This is a genomic window from Pseudoflavitalea rhizosphaerae, assembly GCF_003991355.1.
GTDB classification, from domain to species: Bacteria; Bacteroidota; Bacteroidia; order Chitinophagales; family Chitinophagaceae; genus Pseudobacter; species Pseudobacter rhizosphaerae.
On the sequence record NZ_RCSU01000001.1, the window covers coordinates 704,554 to 717,419 of the forward strand.

Sequence of the window (12,866 nt, forward strand, 5' to 3'; positions counted from 1 at the left end):
TGGACAATGCATTTCAATACAGATAAACAAACACTGGAAGACCTGAACATGGTGGGAAAACCCGGAAGGGACTCCATTTACACCATCTTCAACAACACCCATACACGCGGCGGTGCAGGAATACTGGAACAAATGTTCCTGCACCCCCTCGCTGAGGAAACGTTGATCAATAACCGAAGTAAGACGATCCAGTTCTTCAGCAGGAAGCAAACCGCCTTCCCCTTCAACAATGCCTGGCTGGACAGTGCAGAACTGTACCTGGAAATGACCGATGAAAGGACCAGGCTTTCACGGGACAAAGACAATCTCGGTGGAAAATTAAAACAACTGCTGGCCGAAGATCATCATTACAGGATCATTCACAACGGCGTTGGAGCCTTCCTTCGCATCCTGCACACCCTGCATGGCTTCCTGCAGCAACCGTCTATCGAAGCCGGCATCACTCCCTGGGCGGCCACGATGGAGGAGTTGTCTGAATTGCTTGCAGGCAGCGAACTGCGGGTTTTCATGAATGAAAAACCAGAAAGCAAACTGAATTACGCCAGTACTGCAAAATACGATGATCTGCTGCGCTTCAGGAACCGGAACAGCCTGCTGCGCATCCTTTATCATATTTACCACCTGGATGTTTTCATCTCTGTGGGCAGGATTGCAGAAAAACATGGTTTTGTTTTTCCGGAAGCATTGAACAGGGACCTGCATACTGTACAACTGGAAGGAGTATACCATCCGCTGGTGAAAAATGCCGTACCCAATACGCTGAGCATTACGCCCGGCAGCAATATCATTTTCCTGACGGGCGCCAATATGGCCGGCAAATCCACTTTCATGAAATCGCTTGGCATCGCAATGTTCCTGGCTCATATGGGATTTCCGGTACCGGCAAAAAAGATGTCGTTCTCCGTCAGGGATGGCATCTATACCACCATCAATCTCTCCGATAACCTGGCCAGTGGCAGCAGCCATTTTTATGCTGAAGTATTAAGGGTAAAAAAAGTGGCGCAGGAATTAAGCGTTGCCAAAAACCTCTTCATCATTTTCGATGAACTGTTCCGCGGCACCAATGTAAAAGATGCTTACGAAGCCACCATCGCCATCACAGAAGCATTTGCACAAAAGAAGAACTGCATGTTCATCGTCTCTACCCATATTGTAGAAGCTGGCGATGTATTGAGAGAACGCTGCAGCAATATCCATTTCGCCTACCTGCCCACCACCATGAAGGATGGCAAACCCATATACACTTACACACTGGCCGAAGGCGTAACAGCAGACAGACATGGCATGATCATCATCAACAATGAAGGCATCCTGGACATCATCAATAACAGGTTTACAAAAACAGCAGCATCATGAGTTTTATTGCAGATAAACAGACACTGGAAGACCTGAATTTACTCGGCAGGCACAAGAACAATTCCATTTACAGGCTGTTTGATCACACCATCACCGGCGGCGGCAGGCAATTACTGGAAGAAATGTTCAGGAAACCTTTGACCGATGCTGCGAAGATCAACGATCGGGTGAGTTGTTTTCAATATTTCGGAAAGCAGGGTTTACAACTTCCATTCTCTGCGGCGGATTTTGAAATAATGGAAAACTATCTGAGTGCTGAAGCCGGCAACCTGGCTGAAACCGGCTGGAATACCGTCCTGAAAAAAGTCCGCAGTCAGCTCACCGGTAGCGAAGAATATGCGCAGCTCATAGCAGGATGCCGCAAAACCATCACCACGCTGCAGGCTATCCGAAAATGGGTAATGCCGCTTGTTGCACCTGCTGACCACCCCGTTGCCGACTCATTAAGTACCCTGCAGCAGTACTTTCACCAACAGGAAATGCAATGGTTGGCTAAAGTGGATACCACCACCACCATCCCGCTTTCCAAACTGATCAGGTATAATCATTGTCTTCGTGAAAAAATGCAACAGGAAACAAATGCAATGATGCAGATCATTTATTGGCTCGATGTAAACATTGCAGTGTCTGGTGTAGCTGTTACCAGGGGGTTCTGCTATCCGGAAGCAAGGACGGCCGGAGAGCAGGTGATCGATATCGAAGGGCTTTATCATCCCGGGCTGTCAAAAGCGGTCAGTAATGATACAAGCTTTTCTGCCGGTCATAATCTTATTTTTCTTACCGGCGCCAATATGGCTGGTAAATCCACTTTCATGAAATCCTTTGGCGTAGCCATTTACCTGGCGCATATGGGATTTCCGGTAGCTGCCAGTTCCATGCGATGCTCCGTCAAAGACGGCATTTATTCCTCCATCAATGTGCCCGACGACCTGGAACATGGCTACAGTCATTTTTACGCCGAAGTGCTGCGTGTAAAAACAGTGGCCACCGCTGTAGATTCCGGGAAAAACCTCCTGATCATTTTTGACGAACTTTTCAAAGGCACCAATGTGAAAGATGCATATGAAGCCACACTCAGCATCACAGCAGCTTTCTCCAGGCACAGGAACTGCTGCTTTATCATCTCCACACATATCATTGAAGCCGGCCATGCATTGAAGGAACAAATAGCAGACATCCGTTTCCGTTATATGCCTACCGTGATGCAGGGTAATATTCCCACCTACACCTATAAATTACAGGAAGGCATTACCAGCGATCGCCAGGGAATGCTGATCATTGAAAATGAAAAGATCCTGGAACTGATCAGGCAGTAGTAACAGAGAATTAACAGGCCGGACGTTCCACCATTTGCAATATTTAGCAAATTTGCATATTTTTGCAAATCATATTTCAACTGAATGGAAGGGGAACTTCATAGGCTTGTACACTGGCAGGCCCTGCCGGGATTCATCGAACATCATTTTTTGCTGAGCATTGAATTCGGCCTAACTGCCCTGTTCATGCCCAGCACCACCATTGCCTGTGCCTTCAAAAAGTAAACGATCCGCTATGCTGAAAGAAAACCGTTTCGATTTTATCCTGAACGAACTCAAGAAAAAGAAACAACTCACGTATGAATGGATTGCCGGAAAGCTGGATGTTTCGGAAGACACTATCAGGAGGGATATTGAAATACTGCACAAGAATGGACTGCTCTCCAAGGTGCGCGGCGGCGCCATGCTGCGCGCGAGAAATCCGCTCACCTTCCAGGACCGCAGTCATTACCTGAAAAAAGAAAAAGAAGTGATCGCCCTGAAAGCGCAGCAGTTCATAAAAAATGGACAAACCATTTTCATGGATGGCGGAACCACCAACCTGGCCATCGCATCGCTGATGCCAGCCGATCTTTCCGCAAGGATCATCACCAATAACCAGGCCCTGGTGCCGGTGATGGCTGAACATAAAAATATTGAACTGATCATACTAGGAGGCCAGTACAATTATGCCGGCGCCACCACTTATGGCCTTGCCACCTGCAAACAGGCAGGAGAATATATTGCCGACCTCTTCCTGATGGGCACCTGCGCGGTAGATCCTGTGGCTGGCGTATCGGGAGACGGACAGCAGGACGTTGATGTGAAACGCGCCATGATAGCAGCATCTGGCTCTGTACTGGCCCTCGCCAATCACGAAAGATTATTCCGCAAAGAACCATTCAAGGTTTGCGAACTGAATGTGCTGGACACCATCATCACTGATCTGCCCAGCGATCATAAGGACATGCACGAGTTCCATCATGCAGACCTGCAGATTATCTGATCAAAAAATGAAAAAATGAAAATAGAACATCTGGCCATTTGGGTAGGGAACCTGGAACTGATGAAATCATTCTACGAGCAGTATTTCGGAGCCAGGTCCAATCACAAATACCATAACCCGCTCACACATTTCCAGTCGTACTTCCTCAGCTTCGAAAGCGGTTCGAGACTGGAGCTCATGCACCGCCCTGATATCGCAGAGAGACAGCACGATCATCTCTCGCAAAAGGAAGGCATCGTGCATATGGCTATCAGTACTGGCAGTGAATCCAGGGTAGACCAGTTGGTCAGTGCCCTGAGATCAGATGGCCACAGGATTGTGGGCCATCCCCGCACCACCGGCGATGGCTACTATGAAGCTGTAGTATTGGACCCCGAAGGCAACCTGATAGAACTGACTGCCTGATCAGATAAAAAAAGGCCTTCAGGGTATTCCTAAAGGCCTGAACAATTCTTTTTTTGCTATTCTACTTTTTCATCAACTCCTTCACAGCTGCTTCCAACTGCGGATCCTTACCGGAAAGGAATGACTCATAGTCCAATTCCACTTTTATATCCGGCTCCAGTTGCAGGTTCTCAACCGGGCGGTTCTCTTTTCCGATCACTGCTATCATCGGGATGCCAAATACGATCGTGGGATCTATCTGTGTTTCCCACCATACGGCTGTTCCCGTTCCCGGCACAGGCATTCCCACCAGCTTACCGATTCCATTATTCTTGTATGAATAAGGGAACAAATGTGCATCGCTATAATTGCCTTCACTCATCAGTACGATGCTGGGCTTGCTCCAGCGGTCTATCGGTTCAGTTACCGGAAGCCTGTTGCTTTGCGGGGCAAAAGTGAAATAGGCTTTACCGCTGAGGAATGTATTGAGATCATTGTGCAGCCAGCCACCGCCATTGAAGCGGGTGTCTACCACCAGCCCTTCTTTCTGACGATGCTTGCCCATTACTTCGTCTACTACTGTACGGTAGCTTCCATCATTCATACCCTGAACATGCACGTAACCAAGTTTGCCGCCGCTGAGACTATCTACCATATCACTCATCATTTTCACCCAGCGTTTGTAAAGCAGGGGACCTTCCTCATTACCTGAGATCGGTTTTACTGTTTCTTCCCAGCGCGCGCCTTTGACAGGATCGAAAATACTAATCAGTATATCCTGGTCATCTTTTCTGTTCAATAATACATCCCAGTTGTTCTGAGCAGTGATAGCCGTTCCGTCTACTTTTTCGATGATATGTCCCGGACGGATCTTGCTTGCCGCTTTGAATAAAGGTCCGCCCCTGATGATCTCGGTCACCTTCATACCATTACCGGTATAAGTTTCGTCAAAGAAAGCGCCGATACTCGCTGTGTTATCACCATTAGGGAACTGAGGGTTGTACCTTCCGCCGGTATGTGAACCATTCAGTTCTCCCAGCAGCTCGCTCAGCAATTCCTGGAAGTCATAGTTATTGGAGATATGTGGCAGGAAAACCGCATAATCCTTTTTGTATTTCTCCCAGTTGATGCCATGGATCTTCGGATCATAGAATTTCGCTTTCACCTGGCGCCAGGCGTGATTGAAAATGTATTCGCGCTCCGCCGCGTTGTTGACGATCATTTCCGTATTGATGGAAACCGGACTGGTCTTTCCCATTTCATCCACTTTCATGATGCTGCCACGATTGTTCACGAAGAGGTTCTTACCATCTTTGCTCATTTCAATACCGCTTCCACTGCTGCCCAGCTTCGCTATGAGGCGTGTTTGCCGGGTACGTGGCTCAGTCAGCCAGAGATCGTAACCTTTTTCAACCGCCGCCAGATAGTATAATTTGCTGCCATCTGGCGATAACGCATAATCGCTGATGGTAGCGCTTCCGGTTGTAAGTTTCAGCTTCCTGCTTTCGAGATCGGTGAGATCAGGGCTCCAGGTTTTGATAGCGGAATCCCTTTTCTCGCCTGCTTTCTTTGCAGCGGAATCAGCGGCAGGCTTGCTTTTCTGTGCACGCTCTTCCTTCTCTTTCAACAGATCGAAATCTTCTTTGCTCAATTGGAAACGGTCAAATGCTTCCTGGTCAAAGAAAAGCGCATATACATCCATCTCCCTTGCTCCCTGGAATGCGAGCGATCTCCGGCCTTCCTTATTATTGGCCCAGGTGATGGCCTTTCCATTCATCGCCCATTTGGGACGGGCTTCGCCAAAACCACTCATCACGGGATGCAGGATGGAACCTGTACCATCGGCTTTCACCATGCCCGCGCGGCCTCCGTCAAATCCAAAGTATTGGTCCGATGCCAGCAAATATTTGCCATCAGGGCTCCAGTTGAAATTGATATCGCCATCGGCATAACTGTAATTGCGCCCCTGCGGAATGAGCGTGCGTGATTTTTTGGAAGCGATATTGTACACCCTGAGTACATTTCTATTTTCCCAGTATGCCACTTCCTTTCCGTCAGGAGAATATTTTGGCAGGAACTCTTCCGCATTGGTAGCTATCAGCGGCTCTTCTTTCAATACAGTAGATGCAAAAAAGTAAGGTTCTTCTTTACGCGTAATGGAAATCGTATAGATATCCCAGTTATCATTCCGCTCGGCTGCATAGATCAGGCTCCTTCCATCCGGCGCCCACTGCACCATTCTTTCCTGCTCAGGCGTATTGGTGATTCGCTTGGTCTGTGAACCTTCCACGCTGGTCACAAATACTTCTCCCCTCGTTACGAATGCGATCTCTTTTCCATTCGGGCTCACGGCAAATTCCGTAACATTCCCATTCACACGTTGCACTTTTTCTACCGCTTCGCGGCCATCATTGAAAATATTCACTGCCACTTTCTGCGCCCTGCCGCCGGGTTTCAAAGTATAGATCTCCCCATTGTATGTAAAGCAAAGCGTGTTATCTGCCGCCTTCGACAAATGCCGTACAGGATGATCTTTGAAGCTGGTAAGCTGTTCCATTTTTGCAGGATCAGCAATGGAGGATTTGAATACATTCTGCGAGATGCCTCCTTTTTCGGAGAGGTAAAAAACATTCTCATTGTCGGCAAATAAAGGATTACGGTCCTCTCCATTGTATCCAGAGATCTTTTTGTAGCTGTTCGCTTTTATGTTGTAGATCCAGATATCACGTGTAACCGAAGAAGTGTGATGCTTTCTCCAGGGATCTTCATAACCTTTCCTATCTTCAAATACGATCCGCGAGCCATCATTGTTGTACTTGGCCATATCCATGCCTGCAGCGCTTACGAGGATCGATTTTCCACCTTTCACAGGCACCAGGTAAACATTCCTGAATAATCTTGGTGAAGGAAATTTAGAACTTGTTGACGGTGCAGTACGTCCGCTGCCGAACAGTACCTGGTTATTATCCCTTGTAAAATCGTAGGGATAATCATGAGCGCTGTTGAAGGTAAGCCGCGTAGGTGCGCCACCGGTAGCAGGCATCACAAACACGTCAAAATCTCCATATCGGTCGCTGGCAAATGCGATGGTCTTACCGTCATGGCTCCATACCGGCATCATATCGTGCGCTTCATGGATGGTGAGCGGTGTGGCAACGCCGCCATTGGCATCCACGCGGTAGATATCGCCTTTATAGCCAAATGCAATGGTTTTGCCATCAGGGGAAATAGAAGGATAACGAAGCCATAGCGCGTTGCCCTGGCTGAACACTGAGGCATAGCAGCCCAGCAATAGTAGAAATAACAGGGTGTGTCTCATGGGAATTTCTTTGGTCCCACGAAAGTAAAAATTTCAACATTGTTGCAAATATCTTTTTCCATCAACGGGTAAATAGAGAGGATGAATAGCAGGAAAGGAAAAAGATCAGGGACGGATCATAATTTGCCACCACAGAATTTACAGAAGCCCGCATCATGTTCATGCCCATCCTTGCCGCAGGATGGACAAGCCCTGTTATCGTGCCGCCTCGATTTCACGGCCAGCGCCATCTCCGTGGTAACGATACCTGTTGGCACGGCAATAATGCCATAACCCAGCAACATGATGAAACTGGCGATGAATTTACCCAATGGTGTTGCCGGCGCCACATCGCCATAACCAACAGTTGTGATGGTAACGATGGCCCAGTAAATGGATTGCGGAATACTGGTGAACCCATGTTCCGGCCCTTCCACCAGGTAAATGATGGAGCCAAGAATGGTAACGATGGTCAATACAAAAAGAATGAAGATGCTGATCTTGCGCAAACTATTGAGTAATGCAACAGAGAGGAACCGCATTTCAGAAAGAAAATGCACCAGCCTGAAGATCCTGAACACACGTAAAAGCCTGAGCGCCCGTAATACGAGCAATGATTGCGCTCCTGCGAATAGAATGCTCAGGTAACTGGGAATGATGGCCAGCAGATCGATGATTCCGAAACCGCTGAAAATATACTTGTATGGTTTACGAATACAGATCAACCTTAGTATATATTCAATGGTAAAAACTATAGTAAAGAACCATTCGAGTACAAAAAACAATTTGCCATGCTTCTGATGCAAATTGTCCACACTATCCAATACCACCACCAGTATGCTGATCAGGATACAGACCAGCAATGCAATATCAAATGCCTTTCCTTCCGGCTTCTCCGACTCATAGATGATCTCGTGCAGTTTCATCTGCCAGTTCCGCGGCGCTTTGTTCACGTGTTGCGATTTCATTAGCGAGATTTACGCGATAAAAGTAGTTATTATATTGTTAGGGTGCGGCAGAGAGAAGCAGGGTGCGGCAGAGAGAAGCAGGGTGCGGCCGTCGCTCGCCTCTGGCGAGTGACTTATATTCCGTCGCCTCCGGCGACACTGTGTTCGCCGGAGGCGAACAAATACAGGTCACTCGCCAGAGGCGAGCGACGGCCACACCCTGCTTCTTCTTGCCACACCCTGCTTCTCTCTGCCACTCTATTTCTTCCTGCCACCCAATTTCTTCCTGCCACCCAATTTCTTCCTGCCACTCTGTTTTTTCTTACATTTAATCAACGAAAAAAAGTTATCTATGAAAAAGATATTTTCCTTAGCCTGTTTCCTCTTCTCCGCCATTACCAGTTTTGCACAAATCGATGGCGCCTGGAAACTCTCCGGGAACGGAACTGTTGAAGTCACCTGCATTGTTGCAGATAATTATTTCATGCAAACCACATACGACAAAACAAATAAACTTTTTCTCAACACCATGGGAGGAACAATAAACCTGGGTAATGATGGTAAGATGAATGTAACAATCGAATTCAATACAGCAGACAGCACCCGGATTGGCCAGTCCTACTCTCTCGATTATAAACTGAACAATAACGAGCTTATCATTTCCGTGAATGACGCCGATAACAAATGGCAGAGGATCGATGATGGTAAGGGCGGACTATCCGGCAACTGGCGTATCACCGAACGCGAGCAAAACGGGAAAATGAACCCCATTCGGCCCGGCCCCAGGAAAACACTGAAGATCCTCTCAGGCACCCGATTTCAATGGGCTGCCATCAATACGGAAACGAAAGAGTTCTTCGGTACCGGTGGCGGTGCGTACAGTTTCAGCAATGGAAAATATACGGAGAATATCGAATTCTTCTCCCGCGATAACAGCCGCGTAGGCGCTTCCCTCAGCTTTGATGGAAAAGTGGACGGAAATAAATGGCATCACTCAGGCAAGAGCTCCAAAGGAGACCCTATTGCTGAAATATGGACCAGGCAGAATTAGTGTCAGTCCATTTTTTGAAGAAAGGCTTGAAGGGATAGGTATTCTGTCCATAATTTCTGATTCAGGGAACTGAGTACACCTAACTCACCTCTCGACTGCTGTTTGGAAGCAAATGTTTTGAACAACTGCTCTACAGGCGCTTTTTCGAACTGTTGCCTGGCGCTCTGCAATGCTGCCGGATCAATAGCTTCGGCACCTTTTTGAAAATACGTTGCTCTCAAACTGTACGCAGGTTCCAGGCATCGCCCGGTTTCATCCAGTAAGAGTTCAAAACTGAAGGAACTGCGGAACCATTCCAGCTCGCGGCGATGAGACAGGTCCTTAACTTTTTGCAGCAATGATCCCAGGTTCCTGATCAGGTTTTGCATTCTTGCCCTGTCCTTCAATTCCATCCGTCCCCACTGTGGCGTATATGCGTAATACTCCGGCGACAGACTCCCGCGCAGGTAAGCCAACGTATCCATCTCAACAAAAAGCGGTGTTAGTGTTTTTGCTGCCAATGGGCCGCAGGTTTCAGTTAGGTACTCAAAGTACAATGCAGGCAGTTTGGAATTATTGCTGGTTCCCCTGGCAAACTGTGCAAAACTTTTGAAATTGAAAGCCGTCTCTTTTGTCCTCCAGTGAATGGCAGTTATCCCCTGCAATCCTTGTTTGGCAGCCTGTTGAACATGCTCCTTCATCAATTGCACACGTGGCTGATAATGCCAGAGCTGGTGATCTCCTTCCAGCCAGGGAATAGCCATCACCATTCTGTTTTTTGCGATCTCCGACAGGAAGCCAGGCTGTGCTGATTTCCCAAGGTCCGGGTTCAGGCAACTGAAGGCAATGTCCTTTGGAAGTCCCTTATCCAATCCATTCAATAACAATGGCAGCTGGTTGCCACCACCCCAGCCTCCCAGCATCAGTTTCACATCTGGCGCTTTGCGCTGCAGGTATTCCTTTGCCAGCCGCAGGTAATGCAGGGACCACACGCCGATGAATTTTGTTTTTTCATCAGCTCCTGCGTTAGTAAACAGGGAAACATTTTGATCATAGATGGCGCGGAAAGAGGCTTGCTGTAAAGCACGTGCAGGGTCCACTCCCATGAATGAATGCTCATTCAGCCATAGCCAGATCCAATCGATGTCCTTATAGGTTTCAAGAATATTATCGATGGCAGCGTACAATAATTGAACAGACACAGGATGCGTAGGGTTTGGGATCATATTGGCCTCTCCCGGCCAGTAGAACCCGCTTTGCCCGTCCTGGAGCGAAAAGAATTCCGGCGGCAATACGCCGAACTCGAATCCCATTGCAAACTGCATCCCCCGTTCATGCGCCAGTTGCAACACCTGTTGCATCAGGGTTTGTGTATTTGAATAATGATCTTCGGATGTACGTGATAGTATGGAACAGTCAGATCCGAAAGCTTCAGTTCCGGCCGGCAGGTTGAATGCACCGGCCGTACCAAATGCAAAATCCCGCACTTTCATTGGATAAAAACCCCAGCGGGCAGTAAGCGAATTATCGAAGCAGGCATAGGGCAACAATCCCCTGTATTGCATTTTGATCATCGGCTCCACGTAAGTGGCATAACGTTCGCCACCGCCGGTATAATTATGGAATCCAATAAAATTGATCCCTGCCTTTGCACAGGTATCTAGATACTGCCGGTAATCCTCCAGGTTCCAGGATGAAGGCCCGGAAAGGAAATTATGCCAGGGAAGTACGCCACGGATAGTAAAACTGCCGGGCCGCTGTGCATTTCCGGCCAATGCAATACAAAACAGGAAAAACAAACAAATGCAAATTCTTTTCATAGCAAAAGATCGTTCATTACAGCAATGAAATTAAGTGGAATGGATACAATGCAGTGATACTCTATTGATGAATTCGGATTGTATTTTAACCAGACGCCGTGTTTACAGCCTTAACCGTCATAATCCTGTTTTGGACCGCAGCATCCCTTTGCCGGAACACCATAATTCCCTGTCAAAATCATTGAATGATTGGCCAAGATCAGATGATGGCCCCAGCCTGTTAATTGGTTATGTTGCAGGATATTTGAACCACTCAGTCATGATCAGAATAAAATACCCTCTACTTTTTTCCGTAATGCTGGCAATTCAACTGGCCAGCGCTCAATCAGCCTCAACTGCAAACGCCAATAAGGATGTACGCATGAAATGGTGGCGGGAAGCCCGTTTCGGCATGTTCATCCACTGGGGCGTATATGCGCAGTGGGGCGGTGTTTATCATGGGCATCATCAGGCAAGAGGCGGTGCAGAATGGATCATGAACCGGTGCAAGATACCAGTTGCGGAATACAAGGAAAGAGCAAAGAGTTTCAACCCCGTTAAATACAATCCCGATCTGTGGGTAAAGCTCGCAAAAGATGCCGGGATGAAATATATCATCATCACCGCCAAACACCATGATGGTTTCGCGCTCTTCAACTCAAAGGCAAGCGACTGGGATATCACTGATGCTACAGCTTATGGTAAAGACCTGCTGAAGCCACTGGCCGAGGCCTGTAAAAAGCATGGGGTAAAACTTGGCTTTTACTATTCACAGGCTCAGGACTGGGGAAATGCCGGCGGCTCTGTTGCCAGGAAAGAAATGCGCGAAGGCTGGCCAAACCCTGATTCAGCTAAAGTGGATGCGTATACGAAGAATCACAATGGCCACTGGGACCCCGTACAGGAAACCAAATCCTTTGCCCAATACATCGATGATGTAGCCGTTCCGCAAGTGAAGGAACTCATGACCAATTACGGAGAAATAGCAGTGCTCTGGTGGGACACGCCCACCAATATGACAGATGAGGCTGCTCTCAAATTGCAGGAGCAACTGAAACTGCAACCACAGATCATCACTAACGACAGGCTCAAACGCCCGAATTTCCCCGGCGACACCAAAACGCCGGAACAAAAGATCCCCACAATAGCCGAACTGGATGGAAAAGACTGGGAAACCTGCATGACAATGAACGGTAGCTGGGGCTACAAAAGTTGGGACAATAACTGGAAATCTTCCGAAACGCTTATCCGCAATCTCATCGATATTGCCAGCAAAGGAGGCAATTACCTGCTCAATATCGGACCTAAGGATGATGGCAGTCTGCCACAGGAAAGTATCGACCGCCTGCAACAAATAGCCGCCTGGATGAATAAGAACCAGGAAGCCATTCACGCCACCAAAGCCAGCCCATTGGCGCCATTGAACTGGGGACGCATTACCCGGAAAGAAAAAGGAAAGAAAACTACACTTTACATTTCAGTATTCGACTGGCCGAAAGATGGAAAACTTAACATCCCGGGTATAAAGAATAAAGTGAGATCAGTTTCATTGCTGAGAGGTGAACAGCTGGCATCTTCAAAAAATGGAGATCTGCTATCTATATCAGTGCCCTCCACAGCGCCAGATCCCATCGCCACCGTGATCAAGCTCGAATTGAAGGGTAAAGTGGAAAATGTAAATACAACGGCAAAAGAAAAAATGAAATCAGGAGAACTGGATTAAAAAAAGATCACACAACCCCAAAGCTATT

The 12,866-nt window shown here is 47.7% G+C and carries 9 protein-coding genes; 6 read left to right on the forward strand and 3 right to left on the reverse strand.

The features are described from left to right. Window positions 1-6: 6 nt before the first annotated feature. The 4 genes from D9Y29_RS02550 (at window position 7) to D9Y29_RS02565 (ending at window position 4,062) form a co-directional block, all read left to right on the forward strand. Window positions 7-1,356 (forward strand): MutS-related protein, encoded by a 1,350-nt coding sequence (locus D9Y29_RS02550; RefSeq protein ID WP_127124860.1) that lies wholly within the window; start codon window positions 7-9, stop codon window positions 1,354-1,356. Beyond that, on the forward strand, window positions 1,353-2,672 hold the full coding sequence (locus tag D9Y29_RS02555; RefSeq protein ID WP_127124861.1) for a MutS-related protein: 1,320 nt from the start codon (window positions 1,353-1,355) through the stop codon (window positions 2,670-2,672). The genes D9Y29_RS02550 and D9Y29_RS02555 overlap by 4 nt, the downstream gene beginning before the upstream one ends. Window positions 2,673-2,907: 235 nt before the next feature. Then, window positions 2,908-3,657 (forward strand): DeoR/GlpR family DNA-binding transcription regulator, encoded by a 750-nt coding sequence (locus D9Y29_RS02560; RefSeq protein ID WP_127124862.1) that lies wholly within the window; start codon window positions 2,908-2,910, stop codon window positions 3,655-3,657. A gap of 15 nt (window positions 3,658-3,672) precedes the next feature. After that, window positions 3,673-4,062 carry a VOC family protein gene (locus D9Y29_RS02565; protein WP_127124863.1) on the forward strand — a complete coding sequence of 130 codons (390 nt, stop codon included), beginning with the start codon at window positions 3,673-3,675 and terminating at the stop codon, window positions 4,060-4,062. A gap of 61 nt (window positions 4,063-4,123) precedes the next feature. Here D9Y29_RS02565 and D9Y29_RS02570 read toward each other — a convergent pair whose 3' ends face one another. Continuing rightward, on the reverse strand, window positions 4,124-7,360 hold the full coding sequence (locus tag D9Y29_RS02570; RefSeq protein ID WP_127124864.1) for a S41 family peptidase: 3,237 nt from the start codon (window positions 7,358-7,360) through the stop codon (window positions 4,124-4,126). A gap of 116 nt (window positions 7,361-7,476) precedes the next feature. Then, window positions 7,477-8,307, reverse strand: a complete 831-nt coding sequence (locus D9Y29_RS02575) for an ion transporter (RefSeq protein ID WP_127124865.1) — start codon at window positions 8,305-8,307, stop codon at window positions 7,477-7,479. 331 nt (window positions 8,308-8,638) lie between these two features. On the opposite strand from D9Y29_RS02575, the gene D9Y29_RS02580 reads away from it, so the two are divergent. Next, window positions 8,639-9,337, forward strand: a complete 699-nt coding sequence (locus D9Y29_RS02580) for a membrane or secreted protein (RefSeq protein WP_127124866.1) — start codon at window positions 8,639-8,641, stop codon at window positions 9,335-9,337. A 2-nt stretch (window positions 9,338-9,339) separates the two neighbouring features. Here D9Y29_RS02580 and D9Y29_RS02585 read toward each other — a convergent pair whose 3' ends face one another. After that, on the reverse strand, window positions 9,340-11,136 hold the full coding sequence (locus D9Y29_RS02585) for a hypothetical protein (RefSeq protein WP_127124867.1): 1,797 nt from the start codon (window positions 11,134-11,136) through the stop codon (window positions 9,340-9,342). 259 nt (window positions 11,137-11,395) lie between these two features. Here D9Y29_RS02585 and D9Y29_RS02590 point away from each other — a divergent pair, with 259 nt between their 5' ends. Further along, window positions 11,396-12,838, forward strand: a complete 1,443-nt coding sequence (locus D9Y29_RS02590; RefSeq protein WP_127124868.1) for an alpha-L-fucosidase — start codon at window positions 11,396-11,398, stop codon at window positions 12,836-12,838. Window positions 12,839-12,866: the final 28 nt, after the last annotated feature.